This is a genomic window from Roseburia sp. 831b (assembly GCF_001940165.2).
GTDB lineage: Bacteria > Bacillota > Clostridia > Lachnospirales > Lachnospiraceae > Roseburia.
On sequence record NZ_CP135163.1, the window covers coordinates 28763 to 52278 of the forward strand.

Consider the following 23516-nt stretch of genomic DNA (forward strand, 5'->3'; position numbering starts at 1 on the left):
TTATCTTTCATCCTTTCCCATAATTGGTATCCCTGCCACAACCTCTATCACCTGATTGGATTCGGCGGCAAGTTTTTCATTGATGGCTCCAAGCACCTTCATGTATGCCATCGTCGAATCATCATAACGAATGCCATCCTCAAACACATTGTTTGTCACGATGACAAGATGCTCGCAGTTTTCTCTTATCTTGTCAATGCCTGATACAACTTCTTGCATCACACGGTTACAGTTTGCTTTAAAACCGCTATTTTCCTGTAAATTATCGCCCTCACACGTTGATGTGGCCGCTTCCTCCTCCACAGGAGAAAACATCTCATTCGCTACCAGGTTCGACATACATTCTATCAGTACAACGCTGTCTTTTTTTATTTTGTCGGCTGCCTGTCCGATATGCATCGGCTGTTCAATCGTCTGGAAGCCTTTTCCGGCGCGAAGCTTTTGGTGACGCTTAATTTTCTTTTCGCCCTCATCATCAAAAACCTGCATGGTGGCGATGTAATACCGCGTTTTTTCTTTTGCAAGGCGAAGCACCGTCTCCTCCGCATAAGCTGATTTTCCACTTCCGCTTCCGCCCGTCACTAAAACCATCATGAGGAATACCTCTCATACTGTTCAATCTGGAATTCATCAAATGAAGAACCATCTTCATAGACCTGCAGTGCAATGTCAAGAAGGGACATCATCATAACCGCTCCGGTTCCCTCTCCCAGTGCCATATCCGCATCCAAAACCGGGTCTAACTGCAGTTCTTTCATCACCTTTGATGCCGCCTGTTCCCTGCTTTTATGGGAAGGAATCATGTAATCCTTACAGCCGGGACAAAGTCTTTCGGCAAGCAAAGCTGCCACTGAACTGATGACACCATCGACTAAAACCGGTATCTGATACAAAGCTCCCCCGATGAAAATTCCGGTAAGTCCTGCAATGTCAAGACCTCCTACCGTCTGCAAAATCGTAAACGCATCTGCTCCTATAAGACTATATTTTGTGATTGCATCCTCAATCACGTTACATTTTCGGCTCAAAGAAGCATCATCCAATCCTGCTCCACGACCAGTAATCTCTTTTACATCTAAATGAAGAAGCGATGCAACTACGGCTGTACTTGTAGTTGTGTTGCCAATTCCCATTTCGCCGGTTGCAAGTAAATCGTATCCTTGTTCCTTGCAGGAGCCCACAAGGCGGATTCCTGTTTCGATTGCAAGAAGTGTCTCCTGCTCACTCATCGCCGGCTCTTTTGCAAAATTTCTCGTTCCATGTGCCACTTTTTTTGATAGAACACCTGGAATTTCCTCTGATGTGTCAATTCCAATATCAACCGGAATCACGTCCGCTCCGACAACCGCTGCCATTTTTCCAACGGAAGACTGGTTTTGCCCCATTGCCCTTGTCACTGCAAGCGTCACTTCTTTTCCTGACTGGCTGACGCCCTCCTCCACAATTCCATTATCCGCGCACATCACAAGAACTGCCTTCTTTTTCGTGGAAATCTGCACGTTTCCCTGAATGGCTCCAATCTGTGCAATCAGATGTTCAAATTTTCCAAGGCCATCCAGTGGTTTTGCAACTGCATCCATCTTTTTTTGAACCGCCTGATAAACCGTAGTGCTTGTCGGTGTAATCAAAAACTTTTGTAGTTGAATTTTATGTTTCAATGGAAGATTCTCTAAAAACTCCATCTTATCTTCTGTCATACTCTGCCTCCTGCAGCATTCCGTAAATCTCGTCCATATTCAAATATTCCCGAAGCGTATCTGCGAGCAAATCAAACTGGCTCTCCTTGAACTGCTCGTAATCCATCACTGCTCCCGGTTCGTAATCGATTCCTTTTTTCTTAGCAAGTGCCTGCAGCAACGTAACCGCAAGGTCTCCTGCGTCAAAAATTCCATGGATGTAAGAGCCATAGACATTTTGTTCCTGTAAAACCGTTCCTGGAGTTTCCCCGTTTTCACAGACGGTTCTGCCCATATGAATCTCGTAACCTTTGATGTTTTCTCCTGTTAACGCTGACAATGTACCGGTTAATTCTGGGAACGTCCGTTCCACCTGTTTTCTTATCTTTTCTTCTTCTAACACCGTTGTCGACGGCAAAAGTTCCATGCCTCTTAAGGTTCCACCTTCTTCTAGGGAAAGCGGGTCCTCTAAATGCATGCCAAGCATCTGGAAGCCGCCACAGATTCCAAAGACCGGTATCTCATTTGACATTTTTTTAATGGCTGCCTCAAGCCCGTTTTGACGCATCCATTTCAAATCTCCCATCGTATTCTTCGTTCCCGGCAAAAAAATCATATCCGGGTGATGCAGCTCTTCCACGCTTGTCACATAGCGAACCGATACTTCATCCATCCGCTCAAATACATCAAAGTCCGTAAAATTTGAAATCCTTGGATAACGGATTACCGCGAGGTCAAGCAAAGCTTCTTTTTTCTGTTCAAACTTTTCCGTAAGACTGTCCTCATCCTCTAATTGTACTCTCATATAGGGAATCACACCGCTGACCGGAATCTTGCCCTTTTCCTCTAGCATTTTGATTCCAGGGTCTAAAATGGATGCATCCCCACGGAATTTATTAATCAAAAGTCCTTTTACTCTGGACTTTTCCTCATCCTCTAACAAAAGAAGTGTTCCTAAAAGCTGCGCAAACACACCTCCGCGGTCAATGTCTCCTACCAGAAGAACCGGTGCGTTAACCATCTTTGCCATTCCCATATTTACAATATCATTCTGTTTTAAATTGATTTCTGCAGGGCTCCCTGCTCCTTCAATGACAATGATGTCTGCCTGTTCTTCTAACTTTTGAAACGCTTTTAAAATGTCTGGTATCAGTCTGGTTTTATAGGAAAAATATTCTTTTGCCGGCATATTTCCGATGGCTGTGCCATTCACAATCACCTGAGAGCCGATGTCGTTGGTCGGCTTTAGCAGGATTGGATTCATGCACACCTGTGGTTCTATCCCCGCCGCCTGCGCCTGCATCACCTGTGCACGTCCCATTTCAAGTCCTTCCTTGGTAATGTAGGAATTTAATGCCATATTTTGTGACTTAAATGGGGCAACACGATAACCATCCTGATGGAAAATACGGCATAACCCTGTAACAACCAGACTCTTTCCCGCATTCGACATGGTTCCTTGAATCATAATTACTTTGGACATAAAAAACCTCCATGCCACATATGGCATGGAGGCAGATAAGACAATATGAGTTTTCCCGGGAACGCAGTTATCGCTTAAATCCATCACAAACCAATTACTCGTGGCTGTTATGTACCATATCTCAGGCAGGTCTCCTGACTAAAAGATCTTTGCCGCCCAGAACGCCTTCCCAAATTGCTTTAGTGGCTTCTTTTCTGGTAACTCCCTTATCACAGTGACGAGTTCGTACAGGATTTGCACCTGTTTCCCTTTTCATCAGAGCATACAGCATACTGTACTCTGACACCTGAAACACTTACTTTCTTCTTATATTTATACGGATTTATTATACGAGATAATTCTGCAAGAAACAAGATAAAATCTCGAAAAAGCTATCTAACTACGTTTGTATTCGTTTTTACATCTTCAATTGAAACGCTATTCTGCATCAAAATCGATTTTGAATTCACCTTCCGGTGCCTTGATGGTCAGAATACCTAAATTGAACTCTTCATCCATAATCGTAATCTGGTATTCAAACACAACATCATCCTCAAATTTTGACAACAGAAGATAGGTTCCGTTCTCTTTTCCTTCCATCTGGTCACAGATATCATTATATACGTCCGCTCCGGAAATCTCTCTTTTGTAACCGGACTGTCTGATTTTTTCTTCAATTGCCTGATATAACTCGTTCATGCTGGTCTCCATTCTGAAACGTGAATCTACGTTCACAATCTTGTGCATTTTCTCTACAAGACATCCTGTCTCGCATCTGTCCTAATATGGAAAAGTGAAATCTCTTCCTGTAAAACCTTCACAATTTCGTTCAGGTCTTTCATTTTCTGTGCCATCTCGTCGATGTTCTCACAAACCTGATCGGTTGTGGCAGCGGTCTCCTCTGTGCTTGCTGCATTCTCCTCTGAGATTGCTGCTACACTTTCTACGGCTGAAACTGTCTGCACTCTTGCTTTATCGAGATCCTGTGTCTTTTCCTCAATCTGCTCAATCTCTTCCACCGACTTCTGGATTCCATTCTCGACAATCGTAAATGCTTCGTTTGTCTCACTGATTTTCGTCTCCTGAATCTCAATGGTATGACTTACTTCGCCCATTGTGCTGACAGAACTCTCTGAATCTCTGGTTAACTGATTTAAGATTTCCTGGATGTCCTGGGCAGAACGATTACTTTGCTCCGCTAACTGCTGAATCTCAGAAGCAACGACTGCAAATCCTTTTCCCTGCTCCCCTGCACGTGCCGCCTCGATACTTGCATTTAAGGAAAGTAAATTGGTCTGGCTTGCAATCTCAGTAATAACGTTGGTCGCCTCACTGATTTTCTTTACGGATTCATGTGTCGAACTTGTCTTTTCCGTAATATCCAAAACAGCATCTTTTACATCATTCATGCTGTCGTTTAATTCATCTAATGTTTTTCTGGAATTGGCAGATGCCGTTCCCATTTCCTCTAACAGCTGCATCAGTTCCTCAATTCTTGAAGATGTTTCCTCAATCATCTGACCCATTGCTGTTACATTATCCCCTGCGGAAACCGTATCCTGTGCCTGCGTTGTCGTTGCATTTGCAATCTCCTGCACGGTTTTGTCAATCTGCTCCATAGAAGAAAGCGCGCGTCCGGCTGTTCCGTCGCAGATACTTGCCGTATCGCTTAACTGCTCACATTGTTCCTGAATCTGTGTAATGATGGAACAAAGCTTCTGATCCAGGGTCTGGATTCCACGGCTCATATCACCGACAACGTCCCTTCGGGTCAGTAAACGCTCTGGTATCGGGAACCCAAGTTCTCCTTCTGAAATCTGCTGAACGACTCCCATTCCATCTCCGATTGCATGAACAATTCGAACCGCAATGATTCCGGCAACCAACGCTGACACTGCCAAAATCACTACTATGATGATAAGCATTTCTCCTCTTGCTGCCAAAACATCCTTATTTACATTTCGGTATTCCTGTCCCAAAAACACCATACCAACCGGTGTGTTACTGTCAGACTGGGAAAAAATTGGAATATAATAACTGATGTATCGCACTCCTGCAATCTTTGTATTGCTGTCCTGATAATCTTTTCCTTCTTCTAAGACAGCCTGCTTCACCTCATCGGATGCCGTCGTTCCAACCTGTCTGTTTCCATTTTCATCTACAACCGTAGTTAAATATCTGGTATCTCCGTAAAAAACTGTAACATCCATTCCGGTGTTCTCTTTGATACGATCGACCAGTGCCTCAGACTGGGAAATGTTCAAATCCCCTTTCCAAAGCTGACCATCCTCTGTTCCTACATGATATTCGCCGTCCGATGCTTCCTCAAAAATATCGCGGACTGCCAATGATGTCGCATGCATTCCGGTATACGCTTCCGAAAAAATCCCGGACTCAATCTTCCAGGATGCAATCAGATACGAAATTAACCCAAGAATCACCAAAGGTAATGTTACTAATAAGACAATTTTTGCGCGTAATTTCATCTTAAACCTCCATTTTTTGCAAAAAAACTACCATTTTTCTCATATAAATAGTAAAGTACCTATTAGCATAACATACAATCCCTTTGGTTTCAACTAAAAGTTATGCCTTTTTTCGTACTTTTTTCTCATATTTTCGTATTATAATATAAAAAAACAGCTCTGCTTTAATATGCATCCTGGATTCTGGGTGCCTATCACTTTACAGAACTGTTTTTTTGTAAATTAAAGATATATTTTACTGTCTATAATAGGAAAGGAAATCTCCTAATTTTCCAACTGCTTCCTGCAGAACCTCCATTCTTGGCAGATATACCACTCTGAAATGATCTGGTTTTTCCCAGTTAAATCCGCCGCCATGAACCACTAAAATCTTTTTGTCGCGAAGCAAATCTAATGCAAATTTTTCATCATCTACGATATTGAACTTTTTCACATCAATCTTAGGGAAAATATAGAATGCTGCCTTTGGCTTTACAGCAGTAATTCCCGGAATATCATTCAGCGCCTTGTAAATATACTCTCGCTGTTCGTACACTCTTCCACCCGGAACAATGTATTCCTGCACGCTCTGGTAACCACCGAGAGCTGTCTGTACGATAGACTGCGCCGGTACATTCGAACAGATTCGCATGTTGGAAAGCATATTGATTCCTTCCATATAATCTCTTGCCATATTTTTGTTGCCACTTAACACCATCCAGCCAATTCGAAAACCTGCAATCATATGTGATTTGGAAAGTCCGCTGAATGTCACACAGAATAAATCTGGTGCCAAGGACGCAATCGAAATGTGTTCCTCACCATCCATGACAAGACGGTCATAAATTTCATCGGAAAAAATGATTAACTGATGTTCTCTTGCGATTTCCACAATCTGCTGCAAAATTTCTCTTGGATAAAGTGCGCCGGTCGGGTTGTTTGGATTGATGATTACGATTGCCTTTGTCTTATCCGTAATTTTTTTTCGGATATCGTTCATATCCGGGTACCATTCAGACTGTTCATCACAGATATAATGAACTGCCTTTCCACCTGCTAATGTAACACAGGCAGTCCACAATGGATAATCCGGTGATGGAACCAGCACTTCGTCACCATTGTCGAGCAATGCTGACATGCTAAGATTGATCAACTCACTGACACCATTTCCGGTATAAATATCGTCAATTGAAACATTTGGAATCTTCTTTAACTGTGCATACTGCATGATTGCCTTACGGGCAGAAAAAAGTCCCTTGGATGCGGAATATCCTTCACATTCGGTAATCTGTCTTTGCATATCGTAAACAACTTCATCCGGTGTTCGGAATCCAAACGGAGCCGGATTTCCAATGTTCAGTTTCAGTACATGGGTTCCGTTTTCTTCCATTCTTGCTGCTTCATCGACAACAGGACCTCTTACATCATATAATACATTATCCAATTTGGTTGATTTCTTAAACTCACGCATAGCAGAATTTCCTTTCTTCTCCTCTATCTCTATCTTTACATCCTTCTTTTCGTTTTTTCCATATAACCAGTCTTTTTCAACCTGTAATGTTTTCGCAAGGAATTGCGCAATATTCTCTCTCGGAACGGCTTTCCCGTTCACATACTGGCTAATCTGGCTTTTTCCGAGCTTTATCCCGGCGCTCTCTGCGGCTTTTAGCAAATCAACCTGCTTCATTCCATTTTTCTTCATCGCCTCTAAGAAACGCTCTGCAAACACTGTTTCCGCCATCTTTTCCTCCTTCTCAAAACATAAAGTTCATTTTCATTGATTTGATTCTATCACTTTCGTTTGAAAAGTTCAATATTTTTGCAAAAGTTCATTTCTGTATTTATTTTTTCAAAAAGTTCATTTTTACTTCTATCGTATCACCTCATAGAGCGCATCACATGCCTGCGATATCTTATCAAGCTCGATATTCGAGTAGTTTACGATAAAGTAATGTTCCTTTTCTACATCGTTTGTAAAAAAGTATTCGGACAGCGCCTGGATTCGAATTCCTTTTTTCTGAAGTTTGTCAATAATTTCACAATCTGGTTTTTGTGTCTTTAATTTTATCAGGAAATGGAGACCTGCCTCATTTTCAATGATTTCACAGCAATCTTTTAATTTGCTTTCCTCGATTTCCTGAATCAGTTTTTTTCTTTGTCTGATATAGTACAGTCTCATGCGGTTGATATGCTTTTCAAAATATCCTTTATTGAGAAATGCCGCCAGTGTGTACTGTTCGAAGTTGGAAACCGTGCAGGAATAGAACGATAACTGTTCATAAAAACGGTTGGCTAAGTGCGTCGGCAGTATCATATAACTGATTCGGATGGTCGGCGTCAAAGATTTGGAAAAGGTATTCATATAGATGACCTTTTCACAGGCATCCATACTGATTAACGTTGGGAGTGGCTTTCCACTGGGGCGGAATTCACTGTCGTAATCATCTTCAATAATGTACCGCCCCTCTTTTTCATTTGCCCAGGCAAGTACCTCGTAACGTCTGTTTGCCGGCATGGTAATTCCGGTCGGGAAATGATGATTTGGGCTGATATGCGCGATATCTGCCCCGGACGCCTGCAGCCCTTCTACCGTAATTCCATCGTCATCCATTCTGGCATACCTGCACGTAATCTGATACTGTCTGTAAATCTGCACCAATTTTTTATAGCCGGGATTCTCAATGCAATATTCCTTCTCGGTTCCCAAAAGTTGAACCAACAGTCCATATAAATACTCGGTTCCGGCACCCACCACAATCTGATCCGGGTCAACTAACATTCCTCGAAAAGACTTCAGGTAATCTGCGATTGCCTCGCGAAGTTCTAATATCCCACCGGTCGGTGACACCTCCATCAACTCTTTACACTGATTGGAGATGGTCTCCCTCGATACTTTTGCCCAGACGGAGAAAGGAAAATGATCCGGGTTCATTTTATTGCTCGACAAATCCACTTCATAAGATTCCGGTACATCCGGCACTTTGATATCCAGCGAAATTCTCGACTTTTTCGGCACGCGGAGCATATCATTGATTTTTGCGGCATAATAGCCCTTTTTCGGGATGGTATAGACATATCCCTCACTAATCAACTGGTCATACGCATTTTGAATCGTAATGGTACTAATCCCATTGTGGCTCGCGAAGGTCCTCTTCGACGGTAATTTTTCCCCCGGTCGTATCACTCCCGCCAAAATATCACGTTTTAAGCAATCATAGACCTGTTCATACAGTGGTGTTCCATTTTTTTCAAAAACATAAGTTAACATTTCATTTTTCCTTTTCTCTGACATGTATTTTAATCTTATTTTGAGTATTTTCTTATAACCAGTTCTATTATAGGATAAAGCCATGCAAAACACAAGGAGGAAAAAAATGAACGTATCACAATATGAATTAAACAAAGGATTAGCACAGATGTTAAAAGGTGGTGTCATCATGGATGTTACAACACCGGAACAGGCAAAAATTGCAGAAGCCGCAGGCGCCTGTGCCGTCATGGCATTGGAACGGATTCCTGCCGATATCCGTGCTGCGGGCGGTGTATCCCGTATGAGCGATCCGAAAATGATAAAAGGTATCCAGGATGCCGTCAGTATTCCAGTCATGGCAAAATGCCGTATCGGCCACTTTGTAGAGGCTCAGATTCTTGAGGCAATCGAGATTGACTACATCGACGAGTCCGAGGTACTCTCCCCTGCTGACGATATCTACCACATTGACAAAACACAGTTTAAGGTTCCATTTGTATGTGGCGCAAGAGATTTAGGAGAAGCATTGCGAAGAATCAACGAAGGTGCTTCCATGATTCGAACCAAAGGAGAACCTGGTACCGGCGATATCGTACAGGCAGTCCGCCATATGAGAAAAATGAACTCTGAAATCCGCAAAATCACATCCATGCAAAAAGATGAACTTTTTGAGGAGGCAAAACAGCTTCAGGTTCCTTATGAATTGGTACAGTATGTCCATGAGAACGGAAAATTGCCAGTTGTAAACTTCGCTGCCGGCGGTGTGGCTACTCCTGCTGACGCAGCACTTATGATGCAGCTTGGTGCAGAAGGTGTGTTTGTCGGTTCCGGAATCTTTAAGTCCGGTGACCCTGCAAAACGTGCATCCGCAATTGTACAGGCTGTCACAAACTACAAAGACGCTGCCCTGATTGCAAAACTATCCGAGGACCTTGGCGAAGCAATGGTCGGCATCAACGCAAATGAAATTGAACTTATTATGGAAGAAAGAGGGAAATAACGTGAAAATAGGTGTACTCGCTGTTCAGGGAGCTTTTATCGAACATGAAAAAATCATAGAATCCCTCGGTGCTGCCTGTATCGAAATCCGTAAAAAAGAGGATTTAGACGACATCGACGGCGTTATTCTTCCTGGCGGTGAGAGTACCGTCCAGGGACAACTTTTACAAAAACTAGATATTCTTGCGCCTCTTAGAGCGCTCATAAAAGATGGGCTGCCGACACTTGCTACCTGTGCCGGACTGATTTTACTCGCCGGTAACATTGATGAGGACCCGACTGTCCATCTTGGGACATTACCGGTCACCGTAAAACGAAATGCTTACGGCAGACAGCTTTCAAGCTTTCTTACCGATGCTGATTTTAAACCAATTGGTAACGTTCCCATGATGTTCATCCGCGCCCCTTACGTGGTACAGGCCAATGAGGGTGTGGACATCCTGTCGGAAGTTGACGGTCGCATTGTGGCAGTAAAATACCACAACCAGATTGGACTGGCCTTTCATCCTGAGTTAACGAAAGATACCAGAATCCATCAATATTTTTTAGATGTTGTTACACAGAATAGGCAATCATTACCCAGGTAATGATTCCCTGAACAATCTTCGCTAATAGCGAAGATTGTTCAGTTCTTCCTGCACTTTGTCCTTTGTATAAGCCCCTGTAAGATAACCACTGATATGCATATTCACCAATTCTTTTTCAAAACGGGGTTCTTTTGACATTGGAATCAGATTCAACTGTGGGTTCTTTTTCTTCAATCGTTTTGCCAGGAAAAAACCATGCCCAAATTTATCTTCCATACTGATAAATGCAGCTTCAATGTGATTCTCCTGCGCATGCAAAAACGCTTTTTGCGCATCACTAAAACTCTTTATTTGCGTTCCCATCTCATTTTTCCGCTCATATTGCGTAATTATATGTTCTAGCGTTACACGCTTTTTCCAATCCTCTTCATAGATTAGAATACACATTATCTCACCTCATTTCGCTGCCTATACTTTTTATTTGGTATCCTATCTCTATTATAAAGGATCAATGTTGCCTAAACGTTGCTTTTTTCTTGCTTTTTTAATATTTTCTTTCTAAAATTCTTTTTTTTCCATAATTTTAACGCTGGCATGGTAGGAAATCACAAGAACAAGGAGTGTTACCACGACACTTCCAATTGCAATTACAGAATCACTTATATTGCCTGCCAAATATAATGGTACATTACCCGCTGACAAATTGACAAATCCGGTAATTAAAGCCACTACCGCTGCCGCTCCACCAGCGACGCAAAGTAAAACAATTCTTCCTCTTTCTGCGCCAAATTTTATCTGTACCGGCAGCATAATCGCCATAAGAAAGCATACCACACATAAAAACATCAGGAATTCCAAAGCCTGTTCGGATAACACCATCTTCGTTCCTGAAGATATCTGGGCTGCCATATACAAAATGACTGCAAGAACCCATGCCAACGCAGTTCCACCCATACAAAAGACATATTTTTCCTTCACATATAGCCGCTCCGATATTGGAAGTGTCATCAGAAACTGATAACCATTGTCCAGTTCATCATACGATATAGTGCTCATTAAAATCATTGCGGTCAGAAACGGAAGATAGCCTAAAATAAAGGTTCCATCCTTGGCAAAGCCTACTACAATCGATATTACAAAAAATAAAATAAGAAGTGCTTTTCGCTGTAACAATAAGCGAATATCTTTTTCGATTAATCCTGCCATTCTCTTTTCCCTCCTGTCATCATCAGAATCAATTCATCGATTCCTCCGTTTTCTACCACGATTTCCGGATAATTTTCCTTATAAAAATTTTTATCACTAACAAAGCAGGCATATCCATAGTTTTCTTTTTTTGTGCTTAAAATGAAATCTTTGTCTAATTCACGGTATTGCTGTTCCTTTACTTTTAACACACCATACTGTTCTGTAATAATGTCCGTGTCCTCATGCAAAATAATTTTTCCATCGTGAATCATGTAAATATCATCGCATAGGTTTTCTAAATCCGAAGAAATATGAGAGGTAATCAACACCGTGCGTTCTTCATCTGCCATAACATATTCGCGCAACATATCTAAAATTTCATTTCTTGCTTCAATATCAAGCCCTGCGGTCGGCTCATCTAAAATCAAAAGTTTTGCCTTGTGGGTCATTGCAGTCAGTACACGCAGTTTTGCTTTCATTCCGGTTGAAAATTCCTGAATTCTTTTGTTGGTTGGAAGTGCAAGTTCCTGACACTTTTGTTTAAAATACGAACGCTCAAATTTCGGATACATCTTTGCTAAAATATGTTCTATGTCATTGATATTTAACTGCGAACTAAATCCCGCTTCCGCCATGGATACCCCTATCTGCTGTTTTTTCTCCGGCGTTAAGGTTTCTTCGCTTTTATCCAAAACAAAAATGCTTCCGGCATCCGGTTTTACAAGTCCTAACAGTAATTTAATAACGGTGCTTTTTCCGGCTCCATTTTTTCCTACAAGTCCTGTGATTCTGCCGTCTGGAATCTCCATCGACAAATCTAAGTGATACGCTCCATAACTCTTTTGGACGTTCTTCATCTCAATCATTTTCTTTTCTCCTCTTTCCTGGAAAAGCTAATTCTCGTCTAACAATAAGGTTACAATTTCTAAAATTTCATCTTTGCTTAGTCCGATTATTTTTGCCCGGTCAATCGCCTTTTCAAAATCCGCCTCAACCGTCTTTGTTCTGGCCTCTAACGCAAGCTGTTGGTCCGATGCCGTCACATAGGTACCTTTTCCATGTACGGTTGTAACAAAACCATCTTCCTCTAACTTGTCGTAAGCCTTTTTTACCGTTAATGCACTGATTCGCAACTCTCCTGCAAGCGTCCTTACCGAAGGGAGTGCATCGTTCTCTTTCAATGAAGCATTCATAATCTCTGATTTAATCTGCTCCATCAGCTGCTCGTATATCGGAACCATCGATGAATGATTCAAAATAATATGCATATTATCTTCTCTCCTTTGCAATAAACAGTATACAACAGTCAGTATCTGTTGTCAACTGTTATATACTGTTTGCTTTTTACTTCTCCTTATTTTTTCTTAATTGCTTTTCTCATCTTGGAAATCGACTTCATCTTTGCCGCCTTGTTGCTCTCGTGATGCAGGCCTTGATAGAGCTGGTAACGCTCCCTCGATAACGTTCCATCCTCTAATGCTTTTTTGACTGCACAGCCTGGCTCCGTATCATGTTTGCAGTTACGGAACTTACAATGCGTTTCCAGCTCTGCAATGTCAGAAAATGTTTCATCAATCCCTTCTTCTACATCACACATGCCAAGTTCCCGCATCCCTGGCGTATCGATGATAACAGCCCCATTCGAAAGTTCTATCAGCTGACGATAAGTTGTGGTATGCCGGCCTTTTGCATCCCCCTCCCGAATCCCGGAAGTTTTCATGACTTCACGCCCCACAAGCGCGTTTACAAGTGTCGATTTACCAACGCCGGAAGATCCGAGGATTGCAATAGTATTTCCCGGCAAAAGATAATCCTGTACCTCATCCAGGCCGATGCCGTATAACGCACTGATGGTATGCACTCTGACTTTATCTGACAGGCTCTCCACCTCCCTTACATACCTTCCCGGATTGCTGCATAAATCCACTTTTGTTAAAATCACAACCGGAATACCATTTCCATCCAATGTGATGGAAACATACCTTGCAATCCGATTAAAATTGTAGTTGTCATTTAGGGATGCCACAATAAACACATAATCAAAATTGGAAACCATCACCTGTTCCTGCATATTTTTTACATATCCAAACGCATGCCCTGACTGATCCGGACGTTTTAACAAACTCTTTCTCTCGCAGACAGACGTAATTATCGAATCCCCCAATGGATTATACTGAAACGTCACATAATCTCCGACCACCGGAAGCTCCTTTCCATCCCGTAAAAATGTACCTTTTAATTTTCCCTGTAATTCCTTTTCCCAGAATTTAATCTTATACGTGTTTTTCTGAATCTCGCAGATTCTTCCAAGTCTTTCCTTATGAAGCCACTGACAGGAAAGCTTTAATGGTTTGTGATATGGGAATTGCGCCGTCAGTTCATCTAATGCATTAGCATCTTTGCATTTTTCATACACATCACTCTCATAAAACTTTCCATGAATATTTCCAAACGTTTCCTCATCTAGCGGATATGCCATCAAGGCATCAAAATTTTCTCCTTGTGGTGTTGTGATTCCAAACTTATCGCAGGTTTGAAATTCATGTCTTGAATAATAGTCCGGTTCTCCATAGATTACAATTCCTGGATATCCCGCTTCTTTTGCAAGAGAAATTGTTTCTTTTAGCAGTTTCTCACCAATCCCCATGCTCTGACACGTCGGCTCCACCGCCAATGGACCAAACGTAAGAACCTCATGCGTTTTGTCACCGTCAACTACTTTTGCCTTTGCATACAGGATGACACCTACCACTTTTCCGTCCAGTTCGGCAACACGACTTAGTTCTTTTTCGTAACAATCCGATTCTCTCATAAGATGTACGAATAAATGTTCCTCGCATCCCGATCCATGCAGATTCCAAAAGGCACGCAGTGTTACATATTCTGTTTCTCTCTTTTCGTTTTCTCTTTCTTTTCTGATTCTTATTTCGCTCAATGTTTTGTTCTCCTATCACATTTCATTTTTTCAATATCAGACCTGCAGCTTCTATAAGGCAGGCGTTTTTCTAATATTGGGGTTCTTTTGAATATGAAATGTTACCGGGGAAATAAGAGTTGTTATAATAGGATGATGCAAAAGATGTTTCATCGTTTTTGGGAGTGATAAACTTGGCTTTGTACAATTTATCCACCCGAAAACGATGACTCAACGTTTGACATCATACCTATATAATAGAAAAAGCCGTAGCAAAATAAGCCACGACCTGATAGACAGATAGAATCATTCTCTTTTTAACAAATCGCTCCAAACCGGGGTAACATTACATATTCAGTTCTTACAATAGCCATTTTCTTATTCATAATCACGTTACCTCCTGTTTCTTTAGATTTGTGTTTCATTATTTTAAGCGTAACACTTTCTGACTGCTGTGTCAATTGTTGTTTCTCATCATGTTTTAAAATTCCCCCATCAATTTCTCCACTTCTTCTCTCGCTTCCAGGAAAATGGAGACCAGATTGGGATCAAAATCTGTTCCTGCTCCCTTTTCAATGATTGCAAAGCACGCATCTATGGGCATTGCGTCGCGATAACATCTTTTCTGTGAAACTGCGTCAAACACATCTGCAATTGCCATCACTCTTGCATGGAGTGGTATCCGCTCCCCGGAAATTCCATCCGGGTACCCTTTTCCATTATATTTTTCATGATGATATCGTGCGATTTCGTATGCAATTTTTTGAAACTCAGGGCTTTCCAGGTTTTGAAACGTATTTTGAATAATCTCTCCCCCGCGCGCCGCGTGCTCCTTCATAATTTCATACTCTTCATCTGTCAGCTTGCCTGGCTTTTGCAAAATCCGGTCTGGCGTCGCAATTTTTCCAATATCGTGCAATGGTGCTGCATTGCTCACGTGAATAAGATAATCTTTGTTTACAATATCCTGATAGCGTTTGTTGTGCCGCATCTTGTGAAGCATGAGGTTAACATAAGACCTTGTTCTTTTGATGTGTCCACCGGTACTATTATCCCTGTTTTCCACCATCGTTGCAAAGCCGTCTGCCATCTCCTCATTGTACTGTGTGAGTTTTCGAATCGATGGATTCTCAAAATCAATATATATTCCAAGCATTAGCACCGTTGGACAAATTGATGTCAGCAACACCTCCGGGAATATGATTTGTATGACTAAAATCACTCCAACAATCTCGATAAATGACACTGTTCCAAGCATTTTGTCTTTTGGCAGAAAGCGGTGTCTGGCAATCACAAGATACAAGATTGCGCCATAATGAAACAATAACGACGCATAGCAGACATACACTGAAAATCCCATGGAGTAGTTTGTAATTTCACCATGAAGATACTCAATCCGGTTGATTCCAGCAATAATTAATACAAGAGACAGCACTCCCGGCAAAAAAAGAGGCAGATTCCTTTTCTTATTCGTCTTACAAAATCCGACCAGTTGGTCATACATATACATGGATGTTATGATTATCATTACATCCATCGACAGGAAAAATATAAGATGCAACAGGTTATTTACCGGTCTTGGAATTTGTGCAAGATGATTTACTGTCCACGCAGTCAGTCCATCGAATAAAACAGACCACGGTGCAGCCACCATCAGCGCATCAAACCATCTGTTACGCGTGATTTTTCCTTTTTCTGTTGCCTTTACATAGGAAACAACTATATATGCCATTACGAAAAGGCATCCCATTTGTAATCTGATATACTGCATGTTCTCACCCACACCTCATTTTTCTTTCCCACGGTTGTTCTTTATTTTTTCAGTGCATCACTTCTTTTTAAAATCATCTTCATCTCTGGCACACCAATATCTTTTGCAATTACCTGACATTTTGTCATCAGTAAAAAGTAGATGTTCTTTTTTTCTGTACTGAGACATTCATAATTTGCCTGTCCCTTGGCTATCACCACATCCGCTTTTTCATATATCTGCAAAAACTCCTTTGACGTGCGCGAAAGAACCGTTCCAAGTGAAGAATCCCCATTTGACACAACCGTTGCAACCTCATCAATTCCAACCAGATAAGCATCTTCCTCAATGGAATCGTTTACAACCGCCGCTCCTCTTGTTGCAAAGAAAATCTGAACTTTTGGGTTCATTGCTTTTATTTTTCTCAGTAATATCTTATCCAGACAAATTTCCCCACAATTGTCCCCTAAATATAGAATTGTTTTCGCTGTCTCAAGCTCTTTTCGTAGAAGCGCAGCATCATTAATTTCCAGATTTTCGCCTTTCAAACGCTTGAAATGACGTTCTACATCTAAAATTGTCAGCTCATGAATTGGGTTAAAGTCAATCACATTTCCGATAATTGCATATTTTACAGCTTCCTCAAACGGATTTTTCGACTGCTCTATCTCTTTTTCATATGCAGGCAGTCTTTCTAAAAACATTTTATTGTACTTTTGTCTTGTCTCCTTATAAGGGTCCTGATTGCCTGTTTCCTCTTTTATAATAGAAAAAATTTCTCCGATTAGTTCCGGTGATGTGATGGCATTATAGTCCACCTTGCTAAGATAAGAAAAAACTCTTCGCAATAAATTTCCTTTTTCTTTCATCCCGACCATGTCTGCAACCTTAATCGCCTGATTTACAACACATGGAAGACATTTTTCCTGCATTTTCATAATCCTATGCTCCTTATAGTTCTAATCAAACAAAGATTGCTGTACATATTTTTCCGGGAATTCATGCAAGTAGGCAAAACAGTCCTCTGGTTTACATAAAATTCCTGTCTCTTCGCACCTTTCCATAACCAGCTTTGTTAACTCCCTCGTATTCGGGCTTGGAAGTTCATACGCATTCCCATAAGTCTTAATATACCGTTCTTTCATTCCCGGAAAATCATGATCGAGCGCACTGTAAAAATACTCGCGGTCTCCTTCCCGAAGCGTAACGCCTATGCCAAAGAAGATGATTCCTTTTACACCTGCCTCAATGCAATAATCTAAAATTCCATCGATGTTTTCTTTGGTATCATTGATAAATGGCAAAATGGGAGACAACCAGACAACCGTAGGTATTCCACGTCTCTTACATTCCATCAGAACCTCGAAGCGCTCCCTTGTCGTACATACGTTTGGTTCAATTTTTTTACATAATTCCTCATCATAGGTTGTTAGTGTCATCTGCACAACCGCTTTCGCTTTTTCATGGATGGACTGTAAAAGATCCATATCACGTAACACTCGATTGGACTTTGTATGTACTGTCACACCATATTCATATCGGTCAATCAACTCCAGACACTTTCTTGTGAGTCCGAGTTTTTCCTCTAAATGCAGATATGGGTCGCTCATTGCACCCGTTCCAATCATACATTTCTGACGTTTGGAACGAAGCGCCTTTTCGAGTAACTCCGGTGCATTCTCCTTGATTTCAATATCTTCAAATGCATGCGTAAAATTGTAACATTTACTTCTTCCATCGCAGTAAATGCAGCCATGTGAACATCCCCGGTAGAGATTCATTCCATTATTTTGTGATAAGATTCCTTTTGCCTGTACAAAATGCATTTTTCTTCTCCTCTACAACCTGCTCATGCCACTTTTTCCCATTATAGCATTGAACACCTCATCCGAAAACCATAATTCTATCTTTTCCATTTCTTCCTTGATAAGCTTTTGATATCGGAGTATAATTTTCTTATTATTTTGGAGCTGCCATGTACCAAAATGGATTGAAAACTTGTATACAAAAAGAAAGGTATGGGGATTTTATGTATCAGGCAAAAGAAACACGATATGACCGTATGAAATACCAGCGTTGTGGCAACAGCGGTTTAATGCTGCCGGAGGTTTCACTTGGATTTTGGCATAATTTTGGGGATACCGGTGTCTATGAAAATATGCGCCAGATGGTTTTTACGGCATTTGACAATGGAATCACGCACTTTGACCTGGCAAATAACTATGGACCGGAATATGGAAGTGCGGAATCTAATCTTGGAAAATTGTTAAAAGAAAATTTTACTGCGTACCGCGATGAGTTAATCATCAGCACCAAGGCGGGATATGATATGTGGAAAGGTCCGTATGGCAACTGGGGCAGCCGGAAATATCTGCTGGCAAGCTTAGACCAGAGTTTAAATCGTCTCGGCTTAGACTACGTCGATATCTTCTATCATCACCGCATGGACCCGAACACGCCATTAGAGGAGACGATGGGTGCGCTTGACCAGGCGGTAAAAAGCGGAAAAGCCCTGTACGCAGGGATTTCAAACTATGATGGCGAAACCATGAAGCGTGCTGCAGTTATCTTAAAAGAACTACATTGCCCGTTTGTCATTAACCAGAACCGCTACTCTATTTTTGACCGCACCATCGAGCAAAATGGTTTAAAGCAGGCTGCGGTGGAAGAGAAAAAAGGAATTATTGCGTTCAGTCCTTTGGCACAGGGCATGTTGACAGACCGTTACCTGCACGGTATTCCAAAAGACAGCCGCATCAGCACAGACGGACGTTTCCTGAAAAAAGACCAGTTAACAGATGCAAAACTCCAGCAGATTCAGACGTTAAACGAGATTGCGGCGCAGCGTGGCGAAAGCCTTGCACAGATGGCATTGAAATGGGTTTTAAAAGATGACGTGGTGACGAGTGTACTGATTGGTGCATCGAAACCGGAACAGATTTTAGATAACATCAAAGTAATTGAAAGTACGGGATTTTCCGAGGAAGAGCTTCGCAAAATTGATGAAATCGCAGGTGTATAAAAGAAAGGCTGGAAAGGATGTATTCAATCGGACAAGTATCAAAAATGTTTGACCTTCCCATCTCGACTTTAAGATATTATGATAAAGAAGGTCTTTTCCCGAACTTAAAAAGAGAGGGAAATATTCGAAAATTCAGTGATGCAGAGTTAGAAGAGATCCGCGTCATTGAATGTCTTAAAAAATCTGGACTAGAAATCAAAGACATCAAACAATTTTTTGAGTGGAGCAGCCAGGGCAGTTCCACCTATGAAAATCGTAAAAAAATGTTTGAGCTTCGCAAATCCGCTGTCGAGGAAGAAATCCATGCCCTCGAAAAAACACTTGCCATGCTGGAATTCAAGTGTTGGTATTATGAAAAAGCGATGGCTGATGAAAATGAAGACGGCATCAAAGACATGTTGCCGGATAAATTGCCTGCCAAAATCCAGGCACTATACGATAAGGCACATGAATAATATTAAAAAAACGCTATTAGTGGAAGATAACTTTATTCCCTAATAGCGTTTTTATAAATCATATTTGTCTCTTCTTTTCGCAGCTTCTTTATACACCATGTCATTCGATATCCACATCCTCCGTCTCTAAAAGTTCGTCCTCCGAAATTCCTAAATCATTCGTCACAGAATCAAATGAAACGGTCTTATTGTTACCATTCTCTTCCATTCTCTTGTTTGCTTCTAACAAAAGAAGATAATCCTCTTCAATTTCTGTTAATCGTGTATATTCTTCCGGAGATAAAATAACCGCCGATGGCTGATTATTCTTTAGTACAATTAGCTCCTTTTCTGAGCGGAGTCTATCAAATATTTTAGCTGCCTGACCTTTATTAAACTGTGAAATAGGGACAAGACTTTGTAAAAGATGTGTCGCAATTGCCATAATATGGCTCCCTCCTTTGTTTCTTTCTAACTTTATTATATGCAGTGTCAGGCAAAAAATCAATATATCATATTGTAAAATTTGTTGTAGTATTTTCATTATAATTTATTGTAATAAATCCAGCCTCATCTGTCCATCCACCCAGCTCTCCTGCTTTGCTTCATGAATCACGTCACCCAGCATGTGAGTTCCTAGTAAAAACGGAGACGTCGGGTCATGTTTTTTCCGGTTTTCTTGTACCAGCCCGGCATTGGCGTTCGCGTAGCAGTATTTGCAAAGATGACCGCAGGTATCGTATGCTCCGATATCGACACCGAGCAGGCAGGCGCATTGTCCGTTTCGCTGATTTGTCTTTCTTTTTGGCACATCTAAGTGCGCATGGAGAGCTGTTTCAAAAGTGTTTACGGTCATGCAGCCGGAACAGTCTGCGCCAAACGCAGCCAGCTCGTCCCCTTCTGCGCAGGGGCGAATGGTCATTCCGTAAGTGACGGCAATCTCTACAAATGCTTTTCCGATTGCGATTCTGTCGTTTTTTGAAACGGCTCTCGCAGTTGGAAAATTGTGTTCCACCTTTTTGTAAATATCAAGGAAGCTGATGACACAGGTTTTGGTATAGCCGGAAAGATTTTTTGCCATTTTTTCAAATGTGGCGATGTGCCATGCAACGGAGTGGTTCGCATCGATAAAAATCGGGTCGTATCGCCATCCCACACTGTCCACACCGACAAGGTTTGACAGCTTTTTGAAGTCTTCCATCACAATTTCTTTGGCGGGAACATGAGGTTCCACATCCCGCCCATAAGGGGTGATGGTGACAAACCAGTACTGACCGTATGGTCTTAAAACATCCATGTGCGCAAGCATCGGCGCCGGATTTTTTGTGCAGAATGCGATAAGGTCGACAAAATCAGGCGACAAACTGTATTTTGTCACCTGACTCTGATTGTAAGGATTGCGCACGAGCACGTAGCCTTCTTTGATTCTGTTTACAAGCCATTCCGAATAAAATGCCGGAATATCGGTTCTCATTCCTGTCTGTATAATCATAATGTTCTCCGCTCTTAGACGTTATTTTTCAGATTCTGCTTTGAATATCGGAAATCACTTCTGCGATGTCGGCATCGATGCCAATGCTTTTGTCTGCAATATCGTCCGGCACATAGGCCTGTCCCTTGTTGATGCAGACATAAAAAGCATGCTGCCAGTTGTTTGCGTACTGCCAGAAGTTGTATTTTATGATGCCGGGCGTGTTGTAGCCGACCCCTAATTCCAGAAAAACAATCTTTTTCCGCATGTGCTGCTCCATAAAGCGTTCATAACGGTTTGCCGCTGAATGCCAGCCGGCATCTTCCACAAACGTATTGTCGGCGCGAAGATTCATACTCATGGGTCTGCCGCATTTTGGGCATTTTGGGACGAGTTCTGTCGGAACAGACATTAAAATTTCGGTATTTTTCGGTTTTACCGGTTTTCCGTTTTCAATCTGAAAACCCTGACTTTGCACCATTTTTCTGACGACCTCTTCATTGTCATAAGTCATGGCATGACAGGGCTTACTGCACTGAAACAGCCCATAATCGCCCTGCGTATAAAATAATCGTTCTTTTGCAAAACCGGCTTTTTGAAAGCAGTGATCCACGTTGGTTGTCAGGACAAAATAATCTTTTTCTTTTACCAAATTATAAATATCCTCGTAGAGGTGTTTCGGGGCATCCATATAGCGGTTTACATAAATATATCTGCTCCAGTATGCCCAATGTTCCTCTAACGTTTTATAAGGATAAAATCCACCGGAATACATATCTTCAAAGCCATATTTTTCCGCAAAATCAGAAAAATACTGCTCGAATCGCTCTCCGCTGTAAGTAAAACCCGCAGCGGTGGATAGTCCTGCGCCTGCACCAAGAACGATGGCATCGGCATCTTTTATTTTTTCGATTACGACTGCTAATTTATCGGAGCAGCCGTCGATAGATTTGTTCATCTTCGTCTTTGAAAACATTAAATATCACCTTTATCTTAGAATTAAATTGTTGTTTATATGCTTTGACGGTCTGTACAGCGATTTCCGCCGCTCTTTCGTTCGGGAACATAAAAACACCCGTCGAAATGCAGCAAAACGCTATACTTTGCACCTGATGCTCCTCCGCAATTTTAAGGCACGATTCGTAACAGAATTTTAGTAAATTTTCGTGTGCTGCGGTTAAGTTGCCACTTACAATTGGTCCGACCGTATGAATCACATAATCGCAGGGCAGATTAAATGCCGGTGTGATTTTTGCCTGTCCGGTCGGTTCTTCATGCCCTTGTTTTTGCATCATGGCAGCACAGAAATTTCGAAGCTGGATGCCGGCATAAGTGTGAATACAGTTGTCAATGCAATTATGACAGGGCTGGTAACATCCCGTCATGCCGCTGTTTGCCGCATTTACGATGGCGCCAGCCTGAATCCTTGTAATATAGCCCTTCCAGAGGAAAAAATCAGGCTGGAGTTCCTCCATATCGTTTAAGGTAACCACGCCTTTTTCGGCATTGACTTGCTGTAAATATTCGTTTTGAACCTGCAAAAACGCGTCATCCATAGCCGTAGCCATGCGAACATTCATCAGGGAACGCAGTAGGTTTTTCTGCTCCTGTGCATTTGAAGGAAGTGGAATATCTGCATACCGCGGCTGTTCCTGTTTTAATTTTTCGATTAAAAAAATACGTCTTTCACTCTGATTCATCGTTCTCACACCGACCTCTCGATTGCTTTCACCGGGCAGTTCTCATAACAGTTTCCGCAATGCAGGCAGTGTTCCTGTTCGATACGGAAGGGTTCGTCTTTTTCAATACACTGTTGTGGGCATTTTGTCTGGCAGACACCGCATCCGATACAGGATTCTGTTATGAAGTAGCCTTTTTCTTTTATTTTAACATCTCCGAGGCGGTATGTCTCGCGAAAAATAGGGTGGACGCCAAGATTGAAGTATTCAATCTGCGCCTCGTCAATGCAAAAAATGATGCCGATATCCCTGGTGTCGCCGGGATACACATTGGCAAGGTATGGCTGCTCTTCAAAAATTTTGTCTGTCCATTTTTCCTGCCCGTCCTCAGCTACGGCATATGCTTTTCCGGAAAGACGAATCATTTCCTTATATTTCGTGTAGGCAAGTATCTGCACTCTGCCGTCTTCTAGCAGTTCTTGGCAGAAATTTTTCCCTCTTGCGGTAAAAAAATATAATGCATCCGGTTCGTAGTGAATCGCACTGATATTTCGAATCTGTGGTGTGCCCTCACGGTCTACCGTTGCAAAGGCAAGAACGCCTACGAGTTTCATTTTTTTCAAACATGTCGCTAAATCATGCTGCAACCTCCTATTGTAATTAAAAAATCTAAGGTATT

Annotated in this window: 24 protein-coding genes and 1 riboswitch; of the genes, 4 read left to right on the forward strand and 20 right to left on the reverse strand. The window is 41.8% G+C overall.

The features are described from left to right. From BIV16_RS14665 to pdxR, 7 genes are all read right to left on the reverse strand, one after another. Nucleotides 1–594, reverse strand: a complete 594-nt coding sequence (locus BIV16_RS14665; RefSeq protein WP_075681245.1) for a bifunctional adenosylcobinamide kinase/adenosylcobinamide-phosphate guanylyltransferase — start codon at nucleotides 592–594, stop codon at nucleotides 1–3. Beyond that, entirely contained in the window at nucleotides 591–1697 is a 1107-nt protein-coding gene (gene cobT, locus BIV16_RS14670) for a nicotinate-nucleotide--dimethylbenzimidazole phosphoribosyltransferase (RefSeq protein WP_242940400.1), read from the reverse strand. The genes BIV16_RS14665 and cobT overlap by 4 nt, the downstream gene beginning before the upstream one ends. Continuing rightward, the gene (locus tag BIV16_RS14675) at nucleotides 1684–3159 is read right to left on the reverse strand and encodes a cobyric acid synthase (RefSeq protein WP_075681247.1); all 1476 of its coding nucleotides are present in this window, start codon (nucleotides 3157–3159) and stop codon (nucleotides 1684–1686) included. The genes cobT and BIV16_RS14675 overlap by 14 nt, the downstream gene beginning before the upstream one ends. A gap of 107 nt (nucleotides 3160–3266) precedes the next feature. After that, nucleotides 3267–3464, reverse strand: a riboswitch (cobalamin riboswitch). Between the two features lie 112 nt (nucleotides 3465–3576). After that, nucleotides 3577–3837, reverse strand: coding sequence for a hypothetical protein (locus tag BIV16_RS14680; RefSeq protein WP_075681490.1), 261 nt, complete (start codon nucleotides 3835–3837; stop codon nucleotides 3577–3579). Nucleotides 3838–3890: 53 nt separating this feature from the next. After that, on the reverse strand, nucleotides 3891–5624 hold the full coding sequence (locus BIV16_RS14685) for a methyl-accepting chemotaxis protein (protein WP_075681249.1): 1734 nt from the start codon (nucleotides 5622–5624) through the stop codon (nucleotides 3891–3893). 235 nt (nucleotides 5625–5859) lie between these two features. Beyond that, the gene (locus BIV16_RS14690; protein WP_075681251.1) at nucleotides 5860–7344 is read right to left on the reverse strand and encodes an aminotransferase class I/II-fold pyridoxal phosphate-dependent enzyme; all 1485 of its coding nucleotides are present in this window, start codon (nucleotides 7342–7344) and stop codon (nucleotides 5860–5862) included. A gap of 129 nt (nucleotides 7345–7473) precedes the next feature. Beyond that, nucleotides 7474–8871, reverse strand: a complete 1398-nt coding sequence (gene pdxR / locus BIV16_RS14695; RefSeq protein ID WP_075681253.1) for a MocR-like pyridoxine biosynthesis transcription factor PdxR — start codon at nucleotides 8869–8871, stop codon at nucleotides 7474–7476. Nucleotides 8872–8977: 106 nt separating this feature from the next. Here pdxR and pdxS point away from each other — a divergent pair, with 106 nt between their 5' ends. Beyond that, nucleotides 8978–9853 (forward strand): pyridoxal 5'-phosphate synthase lyase subunit PdxS, encoded by an 876-nt coding sequence (pdxS, locus tag BIV16_RS14700; protein WP_075681255.1) that lies wholly within the window; start codon nucleotides 8978–8980, stop codon nucleotides 9851–9853. A 1-nt stretch (nucleotide 9854) separates the two neighbouring features. Continuing rightward, the gene (pdxT, locus tag BIV16_RS14705) at nucleotides 9855–10439 is read left to right on the forward strand and encodes a pyridoxal 5'-phosphate synthase glutaminase subunit PdxT (RefSeq protein ID WP_075681257.1); all 585 of its coding nucleotides are present in this window, start codon (nucleotides 9855–9857) and stop codon (nucleotides 10437–10439) included. Between the two features lie 21 nt (nucleotides 10440–10460). Here the strand turns inward: pdxT and BIV16_RS14710 are convergent, their stop codons facing one another. From BIV16_RS14710 to BIV16_RS14745, 8 genes are all read right to left on the reverse strand, one after another. Beyond that, the gene (locus tag BIV16_RS14710; protein ID WP_075681259.1) at nucleotides 10461–10826 is read right to left on the reverse strand and encodes a hypothetical protein; all 366 of its coding nucleotides are present in this window, start codon (nucleotides 10824–10826) and stop codon (nucleotides 10461–10463) included. A gap of 111 nt (nucleotides 10827–10937) precedes the next feature. After that, a complete protein-coding gene (locus BIV16_RS14715; protein ID WP_075681261.1) occupies nucleotides 10938–11585 on the reverse strand; it encodes an ABC-2 transporter permease in 648 nt (215 codons plus the stop codon). After that, nucleotides 11573–12433: an ABC transporter ATP-binding protein gene (locus tag BIV16_RS14720; RefSeq protein WP_075681263.1), complete on the reverse strand. Its 861-nt coding sequence runs from the start codon at nucleotides 12431–12433 to the stop codon at nucleotides 11573–11575. The genes BIV16_RS14715 and BIV16_RS14720 overlap by 13 nt, the downstream gene beginning before the upstream one ends. A gap of 27 nt (nucleotides 12434–12460) precedes the next feature. Next, nucleotides 12461–12835, reverse strand: coding sequence for a GntR family transcriptional regulator (locus BIV16_RS14725; RefSeq protein ID WP_075681265.1), 375 nt, complete (start codon nucleotides 12833–12835; stop codon nucleotides 12461–12463). Nucleotides 12836–12921: 86 nt separating this feature from the next. Then, the gene (gene rsgA, locus BIV16_RS14730) at nucleotides 12922–14502 is read right to left on the reverse strand and encodes a ribosome small subunit-dependent GTPase A (protein WP_075681267.1); all 1581 of its coding nucleotides are present in this window, start codon (nucleotides 14500–14502) and stop codon (nucleotides 12922–12924) included. A 460-nt stretch (nucleotides 14503–14962) separates the two neighbouring features. Continuing rightward, entirely contained in the window at nucleotides 14963–16213 is a 1251-nt protein-coding gene (locus BIV16_RS14735; RefSeq protein ID WP_159435944.1) for an HD-GYP domain-containing protein, read from the reverse strand. A gap of 80 nt (nucleotides 16214–16293) precedes the next feature. Continuing rightward, nucleotides 16294–17169, reverse strand: coding sequence for a damage-control phosphatase ARMT1 family protein (locus BIV16_RS14740; protein ID WP_075681269.1), 876 nt, complete (start codon nucleotides 17167–17169; stop codon nucleotides 16294–16296). A 21-nt stretch (nucleotides 17170–17190) separates the two neighbouring features. Continuing rightward, nucleotides 17191–18057: an SPL family radical SAM protein gene (locus BIV16_RS14745; RefSeq protein WP_075681271.1), complete on the reverse strand. Its 867-nt coding sequence runs from the start codon at nucleotides 18055–18057 to the stop codon at nucleotides 17191–17193. Nucleotides 18058–18260: 203 nt separating this feature from the next. On the opposite strand from BIV16_RS14745, the gene BIV16_RS14750 reads away from it, so the two are divergent. Continuing rightward, nucleotides 18261–19253 carry an aldo/keto reductase gene (locus BIV16_RS14750; RefSeq protein WP_075681273.1) on the forward strand — a complete coding sequence of 331 codons (993 nt, stop codon included), beginning with the start codon at nucleotides 18261–18263 and terminating at the stop codon, nucleotides 19251–19253. A 17-nt stretch (nucleotides 19254–19270) separates the two neighbouring features. Beyond that, a complete protein-coding gene (locus BIV16_RS14755; RefSeq protein ID WP_075681275.1) occupies nucleotides 19271–19708 on the forward strand; it encodes a MerR family transcriptional regulator in 438 nt (145 codons plus the stop codon). A 100-nt stretch (nucleotides 19709–19808) separates the two neighbouring features. Here BIV16_RS14755 and BIV16_RS14760 read toward each other — a convergent pair whose 3' ends face one another. The 5 genes from BIV16_RS14760 to BIV16_RS14780 form a co-directional block, all read right to left on the reverse strand. Beyond that, nucleotides 19809–20132 carry a type II toxin-antitoxin system Phd/YefM family antitoxin gene (locus tag BIV16_RS14760; RefSeq protein WP_075681277.1) on the reverse strand — a complete coding sequence of 108 codons (324 nt, stop codon included), beginning with the start codon at nucleotides 20130–20132 and terminating at the stop codon, nucleotides 19809–19811. 105 nt (nucleotides 20133–20237) lie between these two features. Beyond that, complete coding sequence (locus tag BIV16_RS14765; protein ID WP_075681279.1) at nucleotides 20238–21179, reverse strand: DUF1848 domain-containing protein; 942 nt, start codon at nucleotides 21177–21179, stop codon at nucleotides 20238–20240. Nucleotides 21180–21207: 28 nt separating this feature from the next. Beyond that, nucleotides 21208–22134 carry an SIR2 family NAD-dependent protein deacylase gene (locus BIV16_RS14770; protein WP_083625275.1) on the reverse strand — a complete coding sequence of 309 codons (927 nt, stop codon included), beginning with the start codon at nucleotides 22132–22134 and terminating at the stop codon, nucleotides 21208–21210. Continuing rightward, nucleotides 22085–22858, reverse strand: a complete 774-nt coding sequence (locus BIV16_RS14775) for a protein-ADP-ribose hydrolase (protein ID WP_075681494.1) — start codon at nucleotides 22856–22858, stop codon at nucleotides 22085–22087. Before BIV16_RS14775 ends, BIV16_RS14770 begins: the two co-directional genes overlap by 50 nt. A gap of 5 nt (nucleotides 22859–22863) precedes the next feature. Further along, entirely contained in the window at nucleotides 22864–23451 is a 588-nt protein-coding gene (locus BIV16_RS14780; RefSeq protein ID WP_083625277.1) for a 4Fe-4S binding protein, read from the reverse strand. Nucleotides 23452–23516 lie beyond the last annotated feature (65 nt).

Excerpts from the sequence above, each read along its gene's own strand:
- BIV16_RS14750 (WP_075681273.1), top strand. The coding sequence starts at position 18,261 with ATGTATCAGGCAAAAGAAACACGATATGACCGTATGAAATACCAGCGT.
- BIV16_RS14760 (WP_075681277.1), bottom strand. The coding sequence starts at position 20,132 with ATGGCAATTGCGACACATCTTTTACAAAGTCTTGTCCCTATTTCACAG.
- BIV16_RS14775 (WP_075681494.1), bottom strand. The coding sequence starts at position 22,858 with ATGAATCAGAGTGAAAGACGTATTTTTTTAATCGAAAAATTAAAACAG.
- BIV16_RS14685 (WP_075681249.1), bottom strand. The coding sequence starts at position 5,624 with ATGAAATTACGCGCAAAAATTGTCTTATTAGTAACATTACCTTTGGTG.
- BIV16_RS14665 (WP_075681245.1), bottom strand. The coding sequence starts at position 594 with ATGATGGTTTTAGTGACGGGCGGAAGCGGAAGTGGAAAATCAGCTTAT.
- BIV16_RS14740 (WP_075681269.1), bottom strand. The coding sequence starts at position 17,169 with ATGAAAATGCAGGAAAAATGTCTTCCATGTGTTGTAAATCAGGCGATT.
- BIV16_RS14680 (WP_075681490.1), bottom strand. The coding sequence starts at position 3,837 with ATGAACGAGTTATATCAGGCAATTGAAGAAAAAATCAGACAGTCCGGT.
- BIV16_RS14735 (WP_159435944.1), bottom strand. The coding sequence starts at position 16,213 with ATGGCATATATAGTTGTTTCCTATGTAAAGGCAACAGAAAAAGGAAAA.
- pdxS (WP_075681255.1), top strand. The coding sequence starts at position 8,978 with ATGAACGTATCACAATATGAATTAAACAAAGGATTAGCACAGATGTTA.
- BIV16_RS14725 (WP_075681265.1), bottom strand. The coding sequence starts at position 12,835 with ATGCATATTATTTTGAATCATTCATCGATGGTTCCGATATACGAGCAG.
- cobT (WP_242940400.1), bottom strand. The coding sequence starts at position 1,697 with ATGACAGAAGATAAGATGGAGTTTTTAGAGAATCTTCCATTGAAACAT.
- BIV16_RS14720 (WP_075681263.1), bottom strand. The coding sequence starts at position 12,433 with ATGATTGAGATGAAGAACGTCCAAAAGAGTTATGGAGCGTATCACTTA.
- BIV16_RS14780 (WP_083625277.1), bottom strand. The coding sequence starts at position 23,451 with ATGAAACTCGTAGGCGTTCTTGCCTTTGCAACGGTAGACCGTGAGGGC.
- BIV16_RS14765 (WP_075681279.1), bottom strand. The coding sequence starts at position 21,179 with ATGATTATACAGACAGGAATGAGAACCGATATTCCGGCATTTTATTCG.
- BIV16_RS14710 (WP_075681259.1), bottom strand. The coding sequence starts at position 10,826 with ATGTGTATTCTAATCTATGAAGAGGATTGGAAAAAGCGTGTAACGCTA.
- pdxR (WP_075681253.1), bottom strand. The coding sequence starts at position 8,871 with ATGTTAACTTATGTTTTTGAAAAAAATGGAACACCACTGTATGAACAG.
- BIV16_RS14675 (WP_075681247.1), bottom strand. The coding sequence starts at position 3,159 with ATGTCCAAAGTAATTATGATTCAAGGAACCATGTCGAATGCGGGAAAG.
- BIV16_RS14755 (WP_075681275.1), top strand. The coding sequence starts at position 19,271 with ATGTATTCAATCGGACAAGTATCAAAAATGTTTGACCTTCCCATCTCG.
- BIV16_RS14715 (WP_075681261.1), bottom strand. The coding sequence starts at position 11,585 with ATGGCAGGATTAATCGAAAAAGATATTCGCTTATTGTTACAGCGAAAA.
- BIV16_RS14690 (WP_075681251.1), bottom strand. The coding sequence starts at position 7,344 with ATGGCGGAAACAGTGTTTGCAGAGCGTTTCTTAGAGGCGATGAAGAAA.
- BIV16_RS14745 (WP_075681271.1), bottom strand. The coding sequence starts at position 18,057 with ATGCATTTTGTACAGGCAAAAGGAATCTTATCACAAAATAATGGAATG.
- BIV16_RS14770 (WP_083625275.1), bottom strand. The coding sequence starts at position 22,134 with ATGTTTTCAAAGACGAAGATGAACAAATCTATCGACGGCTGCTCCGAT.